This is a genomic window from Variovorax boronicumulans, assembly GCF_029892485.1.
In the GTDB taxonomy this organism is placed as follows: domain Bacteria; phylum Pseudomonadota; class Gammaproteobacteria; order Burkholderiales; family Burkholderiaceae_C; genus Variovorax; species Variovorax boronicumulans_B.
Genome location: NZ_JARXVG010000001.1, coordinates 1,071,675 through 1,090,401, shown reverse-complemented (window position 1 = coordinate 1,090,401; position 18,727 = coordinate 1,071,675). Strand labels below are relative to the sequence as shown.

General features: G+C 67.2%; 14 protein-coding genes. 9 read left to right on the top strand and 5 right to left on the bottom strand.

The window, feature by feature from the left end; all coding sequences use genetic code 11:
* On the top strand, positions 1-1,754 hold a 1,754-nt coding region (locus M2282_RS05180; protein ID WP_280807692.1), incomplete at its 5' end, for a condensation domain-containing protein.
* A 128-nt stretch (positions 1,755-1,882) separates the two neighbouring features.
* Here M2282_RS05180 and M2282_RS05175 read toward each other — a convergent pair.
* The 3 genes from M2282_RS05175 to fhuF all read right to left on the bottom strand — a co-directional run bounded on the left by M2282_RS05175 (position 1,883) and on the right by fhuF (position 5,901).
* The gene (locus M2282_RS05175; protein ID WP_280807690.1) at positions 1,883-4,108 is read right to left on the bottom strand and encodes a TonB-dependent siderophore receptor; all 2,226 of its coding nucleotides are present in this window, start codon (positions 4,106-4,108) and stop codon (positions 1,883-1,885) included.
* 56 nt (positions 4,109-4,164) lie between these two features.
* Positions 4,165-5,040: a formyltransferase family protein gene (locus M2282_RS05170; protein WP_280807689.1), complete on the bottom strand. Its 876-nt coding sequence runs from the start codon at positions 5,038-5,040 to the stop codon at positions 4,165-4,167.
* A 117-nt stretch (positions 5,041-5,157) separates the two neighbouring features.
* Positions 5,158-5,901 (bottom strand): siderophore-iron reductase FhuF, encoded by a 744-nt coding sequence (fhuF, locus tag M2282_RS05165; RefSeq protein ID WP_280807688.1) that lies wholly within the window; start codon positions 5,899-5,901, stop codon positions 5,158-5,160.
* Between the two features lie 219 nt (positions 5,902-6,120).
* On the opposite strand from fhuF, the gene M2282_RS05160 reads away from it, so the two are divergent.
* The 3 genes from M2282_RS05160 (at position 6,121) to M2282_RS05150 (ending at position 9,495) form a co-directional block, all read left to right on the top strand.
* Positions 6,121-7,824: a cyclic peptide export ABC transporter gene (locus M2282_RS05160; RefSeq protein WP_280807687.1), complete on the top strand. Its 1,704-nt coding sequence runs from the start codon at positions 6,121-6,123 to the stop codon at positions 7,822-7,824.
* A gap of 50 nt (positions 7,825-7,874) precedes the next feature.
* A complete protein-coding gene (locus M2282_RS05155; protein ID WP_280807686.1) occupies positions 7,875-9,182 on the top strand; it encodes a lysine N(6)-hydroxylase/L-ornithine N(5)-oxygenase family protein in 1,308 nt (435 codons plus the stop codon).
* Positions 9,183-9,255: 73 nt separating this feature from the next.
* Positions 9,256-9,495 carry a hypothetical protein gene (locus M2282_RS05150; protein WP_280807685.1) on the top strand — a complete coding sequence of 80 codons (240 nt, stop codon included), beginning with the start codon at positions 9,256-9,258 and terminating at the stop codon, positions 9,493-9,495.
* 21 nt (positions 9,496-9,516) lie between these two features.
* On the opposite strand, the gene M2282_RS05145 is transcribed toward M2282_RS05150, so the two are convergent.
* A complete protein-coding gene (locus M2282_RS05145) occupies positions 9,517-10,221 on the bottom strand; it encodes a glutathione S-transferase N-terminal domain-containing protein (RefSeq protein ID WP_280807684.1) in 705 nt (234 codons plus the stop codon).
* 66 nt (positions 10,222-10,287) lie between these two features.
* Positions 10,288-11,124 carry a phosphate/phosphite/phosphonate ABC transporter substrate-binding protein gene (locus tag M2282_RS05140; protein WP_280807683.1) on the bottom strand — a complete coding sequence of 279 codons (837 nt, stop codon included), beginning with the start codon at positions 11,122-11,124 and terminating at the stop codon, positions 10,288-10,290.
* A gap of 255 nt (positions 11,125-11,379) precedes the next feature.
* On the opposite strand from M2282_RS05140, the gene M2282_RS05135 reads away from it, so the two are divergent.
* From M2282_RS05135 to M2282_RS05115, 5 genes are all read left to right on the top strand, one after another.
* Positions 11,380-12,699, top strand: a complete 1,320-nt coding sequence (locus M2282_RS05135; RefSeq protein WP_280807682.1) for an MFS transporter — start codon at positions 11,380-11,382, stop codon at positions 12,697-12,699.
* A 63-nt stretch (positions 12,700-12,762) separates the two neighbouring features.
* Positions 12,763-14,211, top strand: coding sequence for an FAD-binding oxidoreductase (locus M2282_RS05130; protein WP_280807681.1), 1,449 nt, complete (start codon positions 12,763-12,765; stop codon positions 14,209-14,211).
* Positions 14,212-14,214: 3 nt separating this feature from the next.
* Positions 14,215-15,843: a tannase/feruloyl esterase family alpha/beta hydrolase gene (locus M2282_RS05125; protein ID WP_280807680.1), complete on the top strand. Its 1,629-nt coding sequence runs from the start codon at positions 14,215-14,217 to the stop codon at positions 15,841-15,843.
* Positions 15,844-15,922: 79 nt separating this feature from the next.
* Positions 15,923-16,888, top strand: coding sequence for a LysR substrate-binding domain-containing protein (locus M2282_RS05120; protein ID WP_280807679.1), 966 nt, complete (start codon positions 15,923-15,925; stop codon positions 16,886-16,888).
* A 112-nt stretch (positions 16,889-17,000) separates the two neighbouring features.
* Positions 17,001-18,719, top strand: a complete 1,719-nt coding sequence (locus M2282_RS05115; protein WP_280807678.1) for a thiamine pyrophosphate-dependent enzyme — start codon at positions 17,001-17,003, stop codon at positions 18,717-18,719.
* The last annotated feature ends 8 nt before the right edge of the window (positions 18,720-18,727 follow it).

The following is an 18,727-nucleotide window of genomic DNA, read 5'->3' as shown; positions in this document are numbered from 1 at the left end:
AGGACGCGGGCCGCCCCGAGGTGCAGGTGCCGGACAACGGGATTCCGGCGGAAGGTTGCGAGGCGATCCGCCCGGAGATGGTGACGCTGGTGGCGCTGAGCGAAGAGGAGCTGCGCCGCATCGAGGCCGCGGTGCCGAGGGGGGGGGCCAACATCCAGGACATCTATCCGCTGGCGCCGCTGCAGGAGGGCATCCTGTTCCATCACCTCATGCAGGCGCAAGGCGACGTGTATGTCTATCCGTTGCTGATGAGCTTCGACAGCCGGGATCGGCTGAAGCGTTTCATCGAGAGCTTCAACCAGGTGATCGCGCGGCACGACATCCTTCGCACCGCGATCGTGTGGGAGGGGCTTCGGGAACCTGTGCAGGTCGTGTGCCGGGAGGCACGGCTGACGCTGCAGTGGCTCGAAGGCGATGCCGCATCGGCAGGCGCCAGCGTGGCCGAGCGGCTCAACGCCCATGTCGATCCCACCGGCTACCGCATCGACGTGCGGCGCGCGCCGATGATCGATGCGGTGGCGGCGCACGATGCGGCGCAGCAGCGATGGCTCCTGCAGTTACCCAGCCATCACCTCATTTCGGACCACACGACGTTGGAACTGCTGATGGACGAGATCACCTCGATCCAGCAAAACCCGGATGTCGCGCTGCCGGCGCCCGTGCCGTTCCGTCGTTTCGTGGCCCATGCCCGGCTGGGCGTGGAACAGGCCGAGCACGAAGCGTTCTTCACCCGCATGCTGGGCGACGTGGCACAGCCCACCATGCCTTTCGGCCTGACCGATGTGCAATGCGACGGCTCCGATGTCGACGACGCGCAGCTTCCGATCGATGCCACGCTGGCGTCGCGGTTGCGGCAGCAGGCGCAGCGCCATGGCGTGAGCCCGGCAACGCTGTTCCACCTGGCCTGGGCGCTGGTGCTGGCCAAGGCCACCGGACAGGACGACCTCGTGTTCGGCACGGTGCTGTTCGGCCGCATGCAGGCCGGCGACGGTGCCGCGCGGGCCATGGGCCTGTGCATGAACATGCTGCCGGTGCGCATCAAGCTGGGTGCGCTCGGCGTGGCGCAATGCGTGCAGGAAACGCATGCGGCATTGGCGCAGTTGATGCACCACGAACACGCCAGCCTGTCGCTCGCGCAGCGCTGCAGTGCGCTGCCGAAGGGCGCGCCGCTGTTCTCCTCGCTGCTGAACTACCGGCACAGCCCCCGCCGCTCGCCGGAGTCCGCCTCCGCGTGGGACGGCATCGAGTTCGTCTCGGGCCAGGAGCGCAGCAACTACCCGGTGGGCGTGTCCGTGAGCGATTTTGGTGACGGCTTTGCGCTGACGGCGCAGGTCAGCCGATCGGTGGGCGCCGCCCGCGTCTGCGAGCACATGCGGGCGGCCGTTGCCGAGCTCGTCGAAGCCCTCGCCGTGCAGCCGCAGCGGCCTGCACTGGAACTCGGCGAAAGGACAGGGTCGCAGGCCGGGCCGGCTGCTGCCATGTTGCCGCAGGCGGTGGCGGCCGGCCGCAAGGCCTACGAGGCGCCGCGGGGTGAGTCGGAGCAGGCGCTGGCTGCGCTCTGGGTCCGGTTGTTGGGCGTGCGGCGAGTGGGCCGCCATGACAGCTTTTTCCAGCTGGGCGGGGATTCGCTGTTGAGCCTCAAGTTGCTGCTCGGCCTGCGGGAGCAGGTGCCGGGCGGCGGCCCGCTGGGCTTGGCGGATGTGATGAAGGCCGACAGTCTTGCGGACCTGGCAGCGCGATGCGGCCACTCCTGATCGGCTGATTGGTTGGTCCACCCGCCGGCTGGCGGAATGGAAAAAGGGCCCGGCGCATTGAATGCGCCGGGCCCTTTCTACTAGTGGGTTCACTCAAGGCGCATTCGCGCCTTAGGAGCCTTGCCTGCTTACCAGCGGTACGCGGCCGTCGCCACGATCGAGCGTGGCGCGCCGTAGTAGCACTTGCCGAACTGGTCGCAGTTGGCGATGAAGTCCTTGTTGGTCAGATTGCGCAGGTTCAGCGCCAGGCTCCAGCGTTCGAAGTCGTAGCCGATCATGGCGTCGAACACCGTGGAGGCAGGCACCTTGTACGGCGCAACCTTCTCGCCGTCGCCGTAGTTCGAGCCGGTGTAGCGCGCACCCAGGCCCACCTTCACACCGTTGGTGAAGCGGTAGTCGGCCCAGACCGCGAACCGGTGACGCGGCACCGCATTGGCCTGCTTGCCGATCTCGGCCGGATTGGCGCTGGCCGTGACGATGGCGCGCGGCGTGTAGCCATAGGACGCGGTGAGGTTCACGCGCGAGGTGAGTTCGGCAGTGGCTTCGAGCTCCAGGCCGCGGACCTGGATTTCACCGGTCTGCCTGGGAATGAAGTTCGCGTCGTTCGAGATGTAGTTCTGGCGGCGCAGGTCGAAGATCGCCGCGCTGTAGCTCTGCTTGGTGCCCGGCGGCTGGTAGCGGATGCCCGCTTCGTACTGCTTGCCCGTCTCGGGCTTGAACGGCTGGCGGCTGACCGGGTCGAGCCTGCCGGTCGGCGAGAACGACTCGGTGTAGCTGAGGTAAGGCGCCACGCCGTTCGGCGCCAGGTAGACGAGGCCCGCACGCTTGGTGAACTTGTGCTGCGAGATGCCCGTGCTCTTGGCCGTCAGGCGGTCGAACACGTCGCTGTCGCCGCTGTCGTAGCGGCCGCCCAGCGTGAGCGCCCAGCGGTCGCCCCACTTGATCTGGTCCTGGAGGTACAGGCCGGTCTGGGTCAGCCGCGTGTCGGCGTTCATCCACGGTGCGCCTTCCTTGATCGGACCGACGTACACGGGTGCATAGACGTTGATCGTCGGTGCGGTGCCGGTGGAAAAGCTGTACTGGTCGATGCGGTTGCGCTGGTAGTCCAGGCCGACCAGCACCTTGTGCTGCCAGTCGCCCGAGCGCAGATCGGCCTGCACCTGGTTGTCGATGCTGAAGGAGGTGACGCGCTCGCGGCTGCCGGTGGGGTAGCGGCCCAGGAACATGAAGTTCAGCGGGTCGAGCGGATTGCGCGCGTCCACGGTGGTGAGGCGGCGCAACGGCCAGACACCAGCGTAGTCGACCTTCAGCTCGCCGTAGCGCGCGTTCTGGCGCACGGTGACGGTGTCGTTCACGCGGTGCTCGAACTCGTAGCCCACCAGCCACTGGTCGCTGTTGAAGTGGTCGTAGTTGGCGTCCCCGGTCGCCAGCGATGGCAAAAGGCGGGTGCCGATCGCGGTCGGAATCAGCGAGCCGACCTGCGGCTGGATGCGGTTGTAGACGCCGGCGCGCGTGCGGTCGATTTCGGCGTGCACCGTCAGCTTGGTGTCGCCCGAGGGGCGCCAGGTGATCGAGGGCGCGAAGTACGAGCGGCGGTCGGGCATCTTGCCGGCGGGCAGGTCGCCGTCGCGGATCAGGCCGACCACGCGGTAGAGCACCTTGCCATCGGCGTCCAGCGGACCCGAGAAATCGCCGGCGATCTGCTTGCGGTTGTGGTCGCCGATCTGCATCTGGAGCTCATGCAAGGGTTCGGCCGTCGGGCGCTTGCTCACGACATTGACCACGCCGCCCGGGCCGCTCGCGCCATACAGGACCGACGCGGGGCCGCGCAGCAGCTCGATGCGCTCGGCACCGTAGTTCTGGGTGCGCCACACACCCCAGTTGCCGTTGTTGCGCAGCGGCAGGCCATCCAGGTAGAAGCCCGGCGCATAGGCATCGAAGCCGCGCAGCGTGAGCCAGTCGTAGCGCGAATCGGCGCCGAACGTCGTGATGGCCACGCCGGGCGAGTAGCTCAGCGCATCCTTGAGCGTGGTGGAGCCGGTGGCCTGCATGCGGTCGGAAGTGACGACGGAAATCGACTGCGGCGTCTCGATGATGGGCGTATCGGTCTTGGTGCCCGTGCTGCTGCGCTTGGCCACATAGCCGTCCACGTGGCTGGTGGCGCTTTCCTCCGACTCGGCATTCACCGTCACCGCCGGCAGCGTGGCGCTGGCGGGATTGCCGTCCGCGGCTGCCGCCGCGGGAGCGGACGTCTGGGCGTGGCTGCCGACGCTCCAGAGCGCAGCGGTGGTGCCGAAGGCTGCCGCGAGCGAGGCATGCAGCAGGCGTTGGCGGGGGAGGAAAGGGAGTTGCATGAAAGGACTTTGAAAGTATTAAGAGCGGCTGGATTTTAATGAGAATTGTTCGCATCTCAAGCCGAGGCATCTTCCAAAAAGTGCGCCTGGCGGGTTTGCGGGCCCAGGACGTGGGGCGCCAGCAACGACATGCCTTGATGCATGGCCGGGAAGAGGCTCCGGTTGAAATTGTTCCAGCGCAATTCGAGGATCGTGTCCTCCGGATCGATGGGCGTGTCGAGCACGTCGAAGATGACTTCGCCCGAATCGATGCCGTTGTCCACGTAATGCAGCGAGGCGCCGGTCCGGTCGACCACCGGCACTTTCACCTTCGTCATCGCGGCCCAGTCGACCACCTTGTGGCCCTGCGCACCGTGCAGCGCATCGAGCGTGGCGTAGGCCCCGCGGCGCTGGAAGGGCGACTCGAGCCGCGTGATGCCCGGGTGGATGTTGACGATCTTCCGGTAGTAATGACTGCCGGGCCGCACCAGCTCATCGAGGATGACCAGCAGTCCGTCGAGCAGCACGATGTCGGCGCGCAGCGTGAGCAGCTTGTCGAGCAGCGCGCGTTCGAAGGCGCTTTTGCCCGCCACGCGCCCGGGCGCAGCCAGCGGCATCCGGCGGTACGCCGAGGGCACGGGATGCAGCATGTCCCGAAGCAGCTTGCCCTGCGCGCGCAGTTCCGCGGGAAAGATCCATTTGCGCTCCGGATGCCAGGCGAACCCGTAGTCCGCAAGGGCCGCCTGGTCGCGCGGCGACTGCGCGTCGTCGTCGTAGACGATGCCTTCGAGCGAATACGCGTCGCCCAGCGGCGTGGTGTCGAGCGCCTCGGCCAGGTACTCGAGCGGCGACTTCATGTAGCGCGGCGCGCCCTTGTAGTCGACGTTCTGGCCGGCCTTGTCGGCGGCGGCGTTTCGCAAGGACATGATGTAGACGAGCTTGGCCTTGGGCATGGTGTGTCCGTGTAGATGGGTGATGTTGAACAGGGGCGGGCCGACGCCATTCAGACGCGCACTTTCCCGTGCTTCCCCGCGCCGCCTCCTGAGGAGACGAAACGCGGCGCGATCTGTTCACCTGTGCTGCGGCGCCAGCGGGCAGATGCTGCAGTAGCCTTCGTCGGGCAACAGGTGGTTGAGGCAGCACTGGCGGTGCAACTTGACCGGCACCGCGCGGCCGTTCTGCCACCGGGTGATTTCGCGCTGGCGCCCGTGCAGCGGATTGGCCGTCCCTGGTGCCCAGGCGGCGCTGTGCAGCAGGTGCTCGCGGTCCTGCATGAACGGCGCCGAGCCGCCGGTGAGCGTCACGCCCTGATCGAGGATCGGCTCGAGAATCCGCGCGGCATTTCCCCAGAGGATCTTCGGCGCGATCCGCGTTAGCCTGGCAATGGCCGAGAACAGCGGCGACAGGTGCTGCCGGAGCAGCGGTGCATAGCGCTGCGCGGTGTCGGCGCCGTGCATCGACGCGCCCAGTTCGCGGATGTGAAAGCTCACGGGCTCGCCGCGGCCGTCGAACTGCACCCACATCTGCGATGCCGCGGCCGGGAAGCCGTGGTGGAACACGCTGGCGCCCGCCACCAGTGGCGGCAACAGCACGGAAAGATATTCGAGGCTCCAGGCCGAGGCGACGGCGCGCAGGTCGCCGTCCGTCGCGCGATGCACGGCCGCATGCCGGTTCAGCACCTCGGCCAGCAGTGCGCCGGACGCCACCAGCTCCGACACGCGCAGCGCCCCCGAAGGAAGCTCCGGCGCGCACACCAGACGTTCGCCGAGCGGCGCCAGTTCGCCTCGGAAGATGGGCTCCAGCAGGGCGATCACGGAAGGGCGCGGCGGTGCTCGGGGTGCATGCCTGCAAGACGTTTTCGCGCCGCGCATGTTCATCGCGGCGAATGCCGATGAACATCGGCCGAGCCCGAACGTCAATGCAGAAGGTGGCCTCGTGCCGCCCGCCTCCTGCCCGCCGGGCCGGATGGCTATCAGCCGTTTTCGGGTCCCGTCGCGGGCCCTTCGTCGCCCCGATGGGCGGAAAGAGTTTGCATGACATCGACCCCTGGCAGTGAAAGCCGTGAAGGCAGCGGCGCGGAAATCTCGCAGCTGCTCAAACCCTTCCTTCCGTGGATCGTGCTGTCGCTGGTCACCGGCGTGTGCGCAGGCGCGGCCACCGTGGCGCTGCTGCGCACCATCAACCTGGTGCTCAACCAGGAGGGCGGCATGGCGGGCGGCCTGCTGCTGACCTTCATCGGGTTGTGCCTGGTCGCGCTGTTCGGCCGCATGGCCTCGGACGTCTCGACCAATTTCGTCGGCCAGCGCCTGGTGGCCCAGGTGCGCAAGAGCCTGGCGCAGAAGATCCTCTCGGCGCCCATCGATGCGCTCGAGCGCTACCGCACCCACCGCCTGATGCCCGTGCTGTCGCAGGACGTGGACATGATCAGCGACGTCGCCTTCGTGCTCTCGTCCACCTTGATCGCCGTGGCCGTCGCGCTGGGTTGCCTTGGCTACCTGGCCTGGCTGTCGCTGCCGCTCTTTGGCCTGCTGGTGGTTGCGCTCGCAATCGGCGCGACGATCCAGGTCGTTGCCCAGACACGCGGCAGCGCCGGCTTCTGGAAAGCGCGGGAGCACGAAGATCAGCTGCACAAGGCTTACCGCGCGATCAGCGAAGGTGCGAAGGAGTTGCGCATGCACCGCGACCGCCGCACGCGCATGTTCGGCGACCAGGTCGAGCGCATCGTCGACAACATCCGTACCGTCAACAGCCGCGCGATCAACACCTACGTGATGGCCACGGCCTTCGGCTCGGCCCTGTTCTTTCTCCTGATCGCCATGATCCTCGGCTGGGCCGCATTCCGCGCCACCGAGCCGGTGGTGCTCAGCGGCTTCGTGCTGGTGCTGCTGTTCCTGAAGGGGCCGATCGACATGATCGCCGGTGCGCTGCCGAACGTCGGCCGCGCCAAGGTGGCGTTCCAGCGCATCGCCGATCTCTCGGCGCGCTTCGCGACGCCCGAGCCCCACCTGCACCTGGAGCGTCCCGAGGGTGGCGCGAAGTTGGAAGAGGGCATCGGCATGCGCGGCGTGCGCTACGCCTTCGATGCGCCCGAAGGCAGCGAGCCCTTCGTGCTCGGCCCCATCGACCTGCAGCTGCGCCGCGGCGAAATGGTGTTCGTGGTCGGTGACAACGGCTCGGGCAAGACCACCATGATCAAGCTGTTGCTCGGCCTCTACGCGCCTCAGGGTGGCCAGGTGCTGCTCGACGGCCAGGCTGTGACGCCCGAGACGCGCGACGACTACCGCCAGCTCTTCACGACCGTGTTCTCCGACTTCTACCTGTTCGAGGACCTGGCCGCCAGGAAAGGCGAGAAGGGCGAAATCGGCGGGCAATCCCTGCCGCAGGCGGCGCTGCCTTACCTGCAACGCCTGGAAATCGCCCACAAGGTGAGCGTCAAGGACGGTTCCTTCAGCACCGTGGACCTGTCGACCGGCCAGCGCAAGCGCCTGGCGCTGGTGCATGCCTATCTCGAAGGCCGTCCGGTGCTGGTGTTCGACGAATGGGCCGCGGACCAGGACCCGACCTTCCGCCATCTCTTCTATACCGAGCTGCTCCCCGAGCTGCGCGCCAAGGGCCATCTGCTGGTGGTCATCTCGCACGACGACCGCTATTTCCATCTGGCCGACCGCGTCATCACCATGAAGGCCGGCCGCATCGCGGAAGACCGGGTCCGCGCGCCGGCGAGCCTTGCCGCATGAAGGCCCGCATTTTTTTCGCCTGCATCCACACACTGAGGAGTTGACAGCCCATGCAACACATCCATGACCTGATCGGCGTCGGATTCGGCCCTTCGAACGTCGCACTGGCCATCGCGCTCGAGGAAAAACGCCACGGCGGCAAGCCGCTGGACGCCCTGTTCATCGAGCGGCAGCCCAGCTTCGCCTGGCACCCGCACATGCTGCTGGAACAGGCGCACATGCAGATCTCCTTCCTGAAGGACCTCGCAACGCTGCGCAATCCGACCAGCCGATTCACTTTCATCAACTACCTGCACGAGCAGGGCCGGCTGCCGGACTTCATCAACCTCAAGAGCTTCTTCCCCAGCCGCCACGAGTTCAACGACTACCTGGGCTGGGCCGCGAGTCAGTTCGAGGATTCCTGCGCCTACGGCGAGGAGGTGTTCGAGGTGCTGCCCGAGAAGCAGGGCGGCGAAGTCTCGCTGCTGCGCGTGTGCTCGCGCGGCGCCGATGGCCGGGTGCGGGAGCGGCTCGCGCGCAACCTCGTGGTGAGCATCGGCGGCACGCCCAACGTGCCCGAGGCCTTCCGGGCGCTGCGCGGGGACGGGCGCGTGTTTCACTCGAGCACCTACCTCAAGGACATCGCGCGCCATGCCGATGCGCGCCGTGTCGCGATCATCGGTGCCGGCCAGAGCGCGGCGGAGATCTTCATGGACCTGCAGGGCCGGCCGAACCAGCCGCAGGTCGACCTCGTCATGCGGGCGCGCTCCATCCGCCCGTCGGACGACAGCCCGTTCGTCAACGAAGTCTTCAACGTCGACTTCACCGACTACATGTACAGCCGGGCGAGCGACGAACGCGCCGCGCTGCTCGACGAGTTCTCGCAGACCAACTATGCGGTGGCCGATCTCGACCTGATCCAGCAGATCTTCGGCGTCTTCTATCAGCAGAAGGTCGCGCGCGGCAATCGCCTGCGCATGCTGCGTCAGCATGATGTGCGCGCGGTCCGTGCCGCCTCCGACGGCATCCATCTCACGCTGCACGACCAGGATGCGCAGCGCGAGAGCACGGTGCGCTACGACGCGGTGGTGCTCGCCACCGGCTATGCGCGCGAGCAGCACAAGGACCTGTTGAAGCCGGTCGCGCCCTACCTGGGCGACTTCTCGGTCGATCGCTACTACCGCCTGCAGGCCGCGCCGGACTTTCATCCGGGCGTCTTCCTGCAAGGAGCCTGCGAGGACAGCCATGGATTGAGCGACACGCTGCTCTCGGTGACGTCCGTGCGCACCGGGGAGATCGGCAACGCGCTGCTCGCGGCCCAGCCGCGTGCGCGCAGCAGCAATGCCGTGCGGGAAGAGGCTCAGGCCGTCCAGCTCTAGTCAAGTCGGCCGCTGGTCATCCGTGCGGATGCCGGAGACACAGAACCCGCGCATCCATCAAAGGCAGTCGAGGATGACTTCCAGAACCCACGTTTCCGCAGAGACCGACTTCGACACAGCCTGGACGCTGTTCTGCCGGTTGCACGACAGGCCTTCGCCCGAACGCGCAAGCCAGCTCGTCCATTGGCTTGCCGAGGATCCGGGGCATGTGCGTGCGCTGGACGAGGCACTCACGCTGTGGGCCCTCACCGGCGCGGCGCTGGTCAAGCCCGTGCTCGAGGAGGCGCAGCGCCGCGTCGCCGACTTGCAGTAGCCGGCTGGTGCGGCTCGGACCTCAGCCCCGCTTGGGGATGTTCAGGCCCTTCACGACCGCAGGCCGTGCCACAAAAGCTTCAAGCACGCGCGCCACGTTCTTGAACTCGCTGAACCCCACCAGATCGCCCGCTTCATAGAAGCCGATCAGGTTGCGGATCCAAGGAAACGACGCGATGTCGGCGATGCTGTAGTCATCGCCCATGATCCACGCGCGGTTCGCCAGGTGCTTGTCGAGCACGCCGAGCAGGCGCTTCGATTCGGCCACGTAGCGGTCGCGCGGGCGCTTGTCCTCGTAGTCCTTGCCGGCGAACTTGTTGAAGAAGCCGAGCTGGCCGAACATCGGCCCGATGCCGCCCATCTGGAACATCACCCACTGGATGGTTTCGTAGCGGCCCGCGGCATCCTTCGGCATGAACTTGCCGGTCTTCTCGGCCAGGTAGATGAGGATCGCGCCCGACTCGAACAGCGCGAGCGGCTTGCCGCCGGGGCCATCGGGATCGAGGATCGCCGGGATCTTGTTGTTCGGATTGAGCGACAGGAACTCCGGCGACATCTGGTCCTGCGTCTCGAAGCTCACCAGGTGCGGCTCGTAGGCGAGGCCGGTTTCCTCCAGCATGATCGACACCTTCACGCCGTTGGGCGTGGGCAGCGAATACAGCTGCAGGCGTTCAGGGTGCTGGGCGGGCCATTTCTTCGTGATGAGGAAGTTCGAGAGATCGGTCATGGGTGTTCCTGAAAAAACGCAAGCGGGGGATTCTGCCCCCGCCCGTCGTTTTTCAGATGCCGGGCTTCAGATGCCCAGCCAGCGCATCAGGTCCGCTTCCGAGTCGTTCGTGGGGGCGACGAACCCCGAGTAGTTCGAGGCGGCGAGCGCGCGCTTGCCGGCATCGCTCTGGCTGAGGCCGAGCAGCGTCTCGCGCACGGTGGCCGCGGTGGCGGCATCGGTCTTGGTGGACACGAGCCACTGCTTGATCGGCACGCCGCGCGATTCCGCGCAGACCTTGCCCCCGCCGTCGGTCCAGGTCTTGATCACGCCGGCCGACGCGGTCGCGCCGTAGGCGGCAAAGCCGTTGGTCACGTAGAAGGGCACGGCCTCCTGGAAGCGCGTGTTGGTCACCTTGACCGCGGACTCCGCAACGCCGTGCTCGCGCAGCATCGCGCGAGTGATCACCGAGGTGATCGAGTCCACTTCGGGCAGCACCAGGTTCTTGCCTGCGACCGTCTTCCAGTCGGAGATGGGCTGGGCCTGCTTGCACAGGAACGAGACCTTGTAGTCGGTGTAGCCCGCGGTGAAGGCCAGTGCCTTGTAGTTGCCCGACTTCACCGCTTCGAGCGCGACGTGCGCCGGGTGGATGAACACCAGGTCCACCTCTTTCTTCTTCAGCGCCTCGCGCGCCACGTTGTACGAGATCAGCACCTTGATCGTCACCGGCTGCTTGAGCGCCTTGCTCAAGGCTTCGGCAATCGGCTCGAAGCGCGGTGCGATCTGCGCCTCGGTGACCTGGTAGCTCACGCCTTCGGTGACGCCGATCACGAGCGCATGGGCCGAGGCACCGGCCGTGAGCAGCAGCGCCGCGAGCCCGTGGGTGGCCATGCGAAGCGACAAGGGGAGGGGGCGCAGTTCCATCGGGAGCTTTCTTTCAAATCGTGGCCAGATTGTTACAACATGTTCGATCCGATCATAGATAGCCGAAAGGGTCGTGGTCTCAGGGGTTAGTACCAAGGACAACAGTTCTGCGGCGAACGCGCAACGCCCGCAGGTATCTCGTTCGGAGATACGCAGGTCTTCAATCCATATGAATCTTGCGTGTTAACCCGCTGCGGCAAGGCCGGCCGGCGCCGCGACCATCGTCTCCACAACGAAAGCGAGACACAAAACCCCATGAGCACACCCGCAATGACACAACCCTGCGAGGGCCGCTTCGACAGCACCTCCGATGCGGTCTACCGCAAGGTCAGCTGGCGCCTGATTCCGCTGCTGTTCCTCTGCTACATCGTGGCCTACCTGGACCGCGTGAACGTCGGCTTCGCCAAGCTGCAGATGCAGGGCGACCTGCAGTTCAGCGAGGCGGTGTATGGCCTGGGCGCAGGCATCTTCTTCGTCGGCTACTTCCTCTTCGAAGTGCCGAGCAACGTGGTGCTGCACCGCGTGGGCGCGCGCCGCTGGATCGCGCGGATCATGGTCACCTGGGGGCTCCTGTCGGCCGCGACCATGTTCGTGAGCTCGCCGATGTCGTTCTACGTGATCCGCTTCCTGCTCGGCGCGGCCGAGGCGGGCTTCTTCCCCGGGATCATCCTGTACCTCACCTACTGGTATCCGGCCGCGCGGCGCGGCAAGGCGACCTCGCTGTTCCTCGCGGCGATTCCGTTCGCGGGCATCCTGGGCGGGCCGATCTCGGGCTGGATATTGCAGGGCATGAGCGGCGTCCATGGCTGGGCCGGATGGCAGTGGCTCTTCCTGCTGCAAGGCCTGCCGACCGTCGCGCTGGGCTTTGTTGTGTGGCGCTACCTCGACGACCGCGTGAAGGACGCGCAATGGCTCACGCCGGCCGAGCGCGAACTCATCGCACGCGACATCGCGGCCGAAGACGCCGGCAAGTCGGAGGCAAAGATCCTCACCGTGCTCGCCAATCCCCGCGTGTGGCTCTTGGCGCTGGTGTACTTCTCGTTCGTCTCGGGGCTCTACGGCATCTCGTTCTGGCTGCCGAGCATCATCAAGGCGATCGGCGTGAAGGGCGCGCTGGACATCGGCCTCGTCAGCGCGATTCCCTGGGCCTTCGGCGTCGTGGCGATGTACCTGGTGGCACGCAGCGCCGACCGCCGGCTCGAATACCGCTGGCACAGCGCCATCGCGGCGGTGGTCGGCGCCATCGGGCTGGTGCTGAGCGTGGCCTTCCATGGCAACGCCGTGTATGCGATGGCCGGGCTCACGCTCGCCACGATGGGGATCATGGCCACGCTGCCGATCTTCTGGGGCATGCCGACGGCGTTCCTCGGCGGCGCGGCCGCCGCGGCGGGCATTGCCTTCATCAACTCCTTCGGCAACCTCTCGGGCTTCAGCGCGCCTTTCATGATCGGTTTGATCAAGGACGCGACCCAGAGCACCGACGCGGGCCTGCACATGCTGGCCGCGCTGCTCGTCATCGGCGCGGTGCTGGTGCTCTTCGTCAAGCCGGAAGCCGTTTCCTTGAAGAAGCGCTGAGGCGTTCCCCGCACCGCGGCATTCGCCCGCGGTGCTTTCCCAGAGTTCAGGAAAGAAGACCCCATGGATGCGGTTGTGAGTCCCCCTGCGCGCGCAAAAAAGCGCCGCGCACCCTCGAGCGAACTGCTCGGGTTGCTGCAGCGCCGCTTCGGCGAGCGCTGCTCGACCAGCCAGGCCGTGCTGCTGCAGCACGGCACCGACGAATCGGCCTACCTGCCGCAGCCGCCCGATGCGGTCGTCTTCGTGCAGAGCACCGACGAGGTGGCCTTTGTCGTCAGGGCCTGTGCACGGGAGCGCGTGCCGCTCATTGGTTTCGGCGTCGGCTCGTCGGTCGAAGGGCACCTGCTCGCTGTGGAGGGCGGCGTGTGCGTCGATTTCTCGCAGATGAACAAGGTGCTGGCCATCCGCCCCGGCGATCTCACGGCCACCGTGGAGGCGGGCGTGACGCGCGGGCAGCTGAACGCCGCGCTGCAGGAGACCGGCTTCTTCTTCTCGGTCGATCCGGGGGCGGACGCGTCCATCGGCGGCATGGTCGCGACCGCCGCCTCGGGCACGAACACCGTGCGCTACGGCACGATGCGCGACAACCTCGTGAGCCTCACCGTGGTGACAGCCAACGGCGACGTGGTGCGCACCGCTTCGCAGGCGCGCAAGAGCTCCGCGGGCTACAACCTCACGCAGCTCTACTGCGGCTCCGAGGGCACGCTGGGCCTCATCACCGAAGCGACCGTGCGGCTGCATCCGCATCCCGAGGCCTACGCGGCGGCGGTGGTGCACTTTCCGACGGTGGCCGCGGCCGTCGATTGCGTGATCGAATCGATCCAGATGGGCGTGCCGCTCGCGCGCGCCGAGATGCTGGACGCGCTCACCATCCGCGCGGTCAATGCGCACAGCCGCACCGCGCTCGCCGAGAACCCCACGCTGTTCCTCGAGTTCGGCGCGAGCAAGGCGCAGATCGACGAGCAGTCGGACATCGTCCGCGAGATCGCAGCCAATCATGGCGGCGGTGAGTTCCAGTGGGCCAATCTGCAGGAAGAGCGCTCGCGCCTGTGGACGCCGCGCCATCACGCCTACTTCGCCTGCCTGCAATTGAAGGCAGGCAGCCGCAGCCTCACCACCGATGCCTGCGTGCCGTTGTCCGCCCTCGCGCAATGCGTGGAAGAAACGCAGGCCGACATCGCCGAGCACGGCCTGCTCGCGCCCGTGTTCGGCCACGTGGGCGACGGCAACTTCCACTGCCTCGTGCTGGTCGATCCGAACAGCGCAGCCGAGAACGAAGCCGCCGAAGCCTTCAGCCACCGCCTCGTGCAGCGCGCGCTGCGCCATGGCGGCACATCGACCGGCGAGCACGGCGTGGGCCTGCACAAGATGCAGTACCTCGTCGAGGAAGACGGCGTGCACACCGTCGGGCTGATGCGCGCGATCAAGCAGGCGCTGGACCCGCACGACATCTTCAACCCCGGAAAGATCATCGGCCCGGCCGAGGCTGTCCACACCCACCAGGAGACATAAGAAATGAAAACAACCAGGCACACGCTGGTCTCGATCGCGGTTGTCATGTTTGCGGCCGGTTGCGGCGGAGGCGGGGCCAACGGGGGCTTCTCGCCGCTGCCGCTTCCGGCCGCTCCTGCCGCGCCGCCACCCGCGGCACCGCCGCCGTCGGCCGTGTCGCTCGCCGACAAATGCCCCACGCTCAAGGGGCAGGCGCTGGCAGGAGGCGCCGCGGCCATCGACGATGCGAAGCTCGTCGCTGCATCGGCGCCGCAGCCCGAATACTGCGTGGTGACCGCGAGCTTCAAGGGCTCGACGTTGCGCTTCGAGGCGCGCCTGCCGACCTCGGGCTGGAACGGCAAGCTCGCCTTCATCGGCGGCGGCGGTTTCGACGGCCAGATGCCCACGGCCACCGCCGCGCAGTTCAGCGAGTCGATCTTCACCGAGCGCTACGCGACCGTCGGCACCAACGGCGGTTACGACTACCCCGGCGGCACCGATCTCAACTACTTCAAGGGCGAGTTCGCACTCGATCCGGTCAAGCTGCTGGACTTCACCCAGCAGTCCGAACACCGCGCATTGCCGCCGGGCAAGGAGGTGATCGCGCAGTTCTTCGGCGCCGCGCCCACGCGCAGTTATTTCGAAGGCTGCTCGATGGGCGGTCACGACGCGATGATGCAGGCGCAGCGCTTCCCCGATGACTTCGACGGCATCGTGGCGCGCGCGCCGGCCGGCAACATCATGGGCCTCTTCATGCAGTTCAACCGCATCGCCAAGCAGGTGCGCGTGCCCGCCAACACGTTGAACCCGGCCAAGCAGACGCTGCTGGCCAACGCCGTGCTCGCGCAATGCGACGGGCTCGACGGCGTGGCGGACGGGATCATCTCCAAGCCCGCAGCGTGCACCTTCGACCCAGCGCCGCTGCGCTGCGCGGGCGGCGCGGACATCGGCGACAGCTGCCTGTCGGACGCGCAGATCGCCACCGTAAAGACCGTCACCTCGCCCATCACCACATCGGATGGCACCTGGTCGCACACCGGCTACAACTTCGGCGCCGAGAACTCGCCCAAGGGTTGGGGCGAGTACATCTGGCCGCAGGCGGCGCTGGGCGGTGCCTCGGTGCAGGGGCTCTTCTCCGACGGCTTCGTGCGTTCGTTCATCACGCGCGACCCGGCCTTCGACACCGCGACCTGGAACCCTGACCAATGGCTCTCGCGCATGGGCATCATCGGCGGCATGTTCAGCGCGGCCGACCCGGACCTGGGCAGGCTCCATGCACGCGGCGCGAAGCTGATCATGTGGAACGGCACCAACGACACCTCAGTGAGCGCGCGCGACAACGCGCACTACTACGAGCAGGTCGTGAGCACGCTTGGCGCGCAGAAGGCGGACGAGACGGTCGAGCTGTTCCTCGCGCCCGGCGTGGGCCATTGCTACGGCGGCGCGGGGCCCGACAAGGTCGACCTGCTCAAGGCGATGTCCACCTGGGTGGAGCAGGGCGTGCCCGCCTCCGCGCAGAAGCTGGTGCACCGCAAGGTCGATGGGGCAGGAGCCACCACGATGGCGCGCCCGATGTGCAAGTACCCCGCCTATCCGCGCTACAAGGGCTCCGGCGGCGTGAACGATGCGGCGAGCTTCGATTGCGTGAATTGACGGCAGCTTCGCCTGGACCCCGGTCCTAGAATGACCGGCCGCCCCTGCACCCCCGCAGCCGGCGGCCGGAGACACGCCGATGGAGTTGCGCCAGTTCAAGTATTTCGTCGCCATCGTGGATTGCGGCAGCCTCTCGCGCGCGGCGCAGCAGCTCTTCGTGGCGCAGTCGGCGCTCAGCAAGCAGATGGCCGAGCTCGAAGCCGAACTGGGCACCCAGCTGCTGCTGCGAAGCCGCAACGGCGTGGCGGTGACGGAAGCGGGCAAGGTGTTCTACGAATACGCGCAGGGCATCACCAAGCAGGTCGGCGATGCGAAGGCCGCGGTGCACGTGGCGGCGGATTCGGTGGTCGGCTCCGTGGTGGCCGCGCTGCCGCAGAGCGTGTCGCCGATGATCGCGCTGCCGCTGATGCGTGCAGCCGCAAGGCGCTACCCGGACGTGGTGTTCCACCTCAATGAAGAGCTCACCGGCAACATGGCCGACCAATTGCTGCGCGGGCGCGTCGACGTGGCGATCTTCTCGCCCACCATGCCCGCGGAGGACATCGCCTTCACGCCGCTGGTCGAAGAGGATTTCGTTTTTCTCGAATCGCCGCAGGACCCGCGCGCGTTGCCGCCGGGCGACGTGAGCATCGCGCAGGCCACGGCGCGTCCGTTGGTGTGGCCGGCCAATGCGCACGGCCACTGCACGCGGTGGCTGGTGGATGCGGTGCTCGAGGCCGCGGGCCAGCCGGCCGCGCGCGTGGCGGCGGAAATCAACTCGGTCTACACGCTGAAGGCGGCGGTGGAAGCGGGGCTCGGCGCGACGATCATGCCGCTCGGCCTGGCGCAGCGCGAAGTGCGCGAGGACCGGCTGAGGGCGCACCGCATCGACTCGCCCGCGATGTTCCGCACACTGGGACTGTGCGTGTCGGTGCACCTGCCGACGACCAATGCGAAGCGCGCGATCTGCACCCTGATCGGCGACGTGATCCGCGACCTGTGCACCAGCGGGCAGTGGGAAGGCACGCGGCTGGTGGCAGCGCCGGCCAGGCCAAAAAAGGCGTAGGCGCCCGCGGGTTCACCTCCTACCGAGGCTTCCGAAACCCGCCCACGGAGTCGGCGCGAGGGTTACCTAGCCTGTGCATTCCCAGCAAGGAAGCACAGCAAAGGAAGCACGCATGGCCCACCGGAAAGTCGCCGACCTCGTCATCGAAACCCTGCAGCAAGCCGGCGTCAAACGCTGTTACGGCATCGTCGGGGATACGCTGAACCATGTGACCGATGCCATCCGCCGCAGCGAGATTGAATGGGTGCATGTGCGGCACGAAGAGGCGGCCGCCTTCGCGGCGGGCGCCGAGTCCTACCTGACCGGCGAGCTCTCGGCCTGCGCGGGTTCGTGCGGGCCGGGCGGGCTGCACTTCATCAACGGCGTGTACGAGGCCAACCGCAACCGCGCGCCGATGGTGCTGATCGCGAGCCAGATCGTGACGGCCGAGCTCGGCATGGCGTTTCCGCAGGAGGTCGACTTCAAGTCGCTGTACGCCGGCTGCAGCGTGTTCTGCGAGCAGGTGCAGTCGGCCGGGCAGGCGCAGCGGGTCGTGGCCCTCGCGGCACAGGCGGCGCTGTCCCGGCGCGGCGTGGCGGTGGTCATTCTTCCGAGCGACATCGCACAGACAGAGGTCAAGGAAGGCCTGACCTTCGCCGTGCATCGCACCGCGCCGGTGGTCCGCCCCAACGACGATGAACTCGCGCAACTGGCGGCCCTGCTCGGCAAGGGCAAGAAGATCGCGATCTACGCCGGCCATGGCTGCGAGGGCGCACACGAGATGCTGCTCGCGCTCGGGCAGTGCCTGAAGGCGCCCATCGCCCACACCTCGCGCGCCAAGGATTTCGTGGAGTACGACAACCCTTTCAACATGGGCATGAGCGGCATCTTCGGCGTGGAGTCGGGCTACCGCGCGCTGCAGGCGTGCGACACCTTGCTGCTGCTCGGTGCCGATTTCGCCTGGAGCCAGTTCTATCCGGCCGAGGCGACCATCCTGCAGATCGACACCGACGGCAGCCATCTCGGGCGGCGCCATCCGGTGGCGCTGGGGCTGGTGGGCGATGTGGCGCACACCATCGAGGCGCTGATTCCGCTGCTCGAAGAGCGCAGCGACCGCAGCTTTCTCGACGAATGCCTCGCCCATCGCAAGGAGGCGGTCCAGACGCTGCGGCGCGACGAGCGGCCCGGCAAGGAGGGGTTGATCCATCCGCAGCACCTCACGCGCGTCATCGACGAACTGGCGGCCGACGACGCCATCTTCACCGCCGATGGCGGCAGCCCGATGGTGTGGTCGCTGCGCCACCTCAGCATGAACGGCCGGCGCCGCACGCTCGTGAGCCTGTTGCACGGCACCATGGCCAATGCGATGCCGCAGGCGCTGGGCGCGCAGAAGGCGTATCCAGGGCGGCAGGTGATCTCGCTCTCGGGCGACGGTGGCCTGGCGATGCTGCTGGGCGACCTCATGACCGCGGTGCAGGAGAAGCTGCCGATCAAGGTCGTGGTCTACAACAACGCGAGCCTGAACTTCGTGGAACTCGAGCAGAAGGTCGAAGGCCTGCTCGACAACTACACCGATCTGCTGAACCCCGACTTCGCCCGGCTCGCGGAGGTGATCGGTTTCCACGGGCAGAAGGTGGAGCGCGCGGAACAGTTGCCCGACGCGGTGCGCGCCTTCCTGGCACACCCCGGGCCGGCCTTGCTGGACGTGACGGTCAACCGCACGGAGCTGGTGATGCCGCCGAAGGTGGAGTTCAGCCAGGTCGCGGGCACGATTCTGTATTCGGCGAAGGCGGTGCTGAGCGGCCGGTCGTCGGACGTGGTGGACCTGATCAAGGACAACTTCACGGAGTGACCCGGCGA

Excerpts from the sequence above, each read along its gene's own strand:
- M2282_RS05155 (WP_280807686.1), top strand. The coding sequence starts at position 7,875 with ATGCAACACATCCATGACCTGATCGGCGTCGGATTCGGCCCTTCGAAC.
- M2282_RS05120 (WP_280807679.1), top strand. The coding sequence starts at position 15,923 with ATGGAGTTGCGCCAGTTCAAGTATTTCGTCGCCATCGTGGATTGCGGC.
- M2282_RS05160 (WP_280807687.1), top strand. The coding sequence starts at position 6,121 with ATGACATCGACCCCTGGCAGTGAAAGCCGTGAAGGCAGCGGCGCGGAA.
- M2282_RS05140 (WP_280807683.1), bottom strand. The coding sequence starts at position 11,124 with ATGGAACTGCGCCCCCTCCCCTTGTCGCTTCGCATGGCCACCCACGGG.
- M2282_RS05115 (WP_280807678.1), top strand. The coding sequence starts at position 17,001 with ATGGCCCACCGGAAAGTCGCCGACCTCGTCATCGAAACCCTGCAGCAA.
- M2282_RS05130 (WP_280807681.1), top strand. The coding sequence starts at position 12,763 with ATGGATGCGGTTGTGAGTCCCCCTGCGCGCGCAAAAAAGCGCCGCGCA.
- M2282_RS05125 (WP_280807680.1), top strand. The coding sequence starts at position 14,215 with ATGAAAACAACCAGGCACACGCTGGTCTCGATCGCGGTTGTCATGTTT.
- M2282_RS05170 (WP_280807689.1), bottom strand. The coding sequence starts at position 5,040 with ATGCCCAAGGCCAAGCTCGTCTACATCATGTCCTTGCGAAACGCCGCC.
- M2282_RS05175 (WP_280807690.1), bottom strand. The coding sequence starts at position 4,108 with ATGCAACTCCCTTTCCTCCCCCGCCAACGCCTGCTGCATGCCTCGCTC.
- M2282_RS05145 (WP_280807684.1), bottom strand. The coding sequence starts at position 10,221 with ATGACCGATCTCTCGAACTTCCTCATCACGAAGAAATGGCCCGCCCAG.
- M2282_RS05135 (WP_280807682.1), top strand. The coding sequence starts at position 11,380 with ATGAGCACACCCGCAATGACACAACCCTGCGAGGGCCGCTTCGACAGC.
- M2282_RS05150 (WP_280807685.1), top strand. The coding sequence starts at position 9,256 with ATGACTTCCAGAACCCACGTTTCCGCAGAGACCGACTTCGACACAGCC.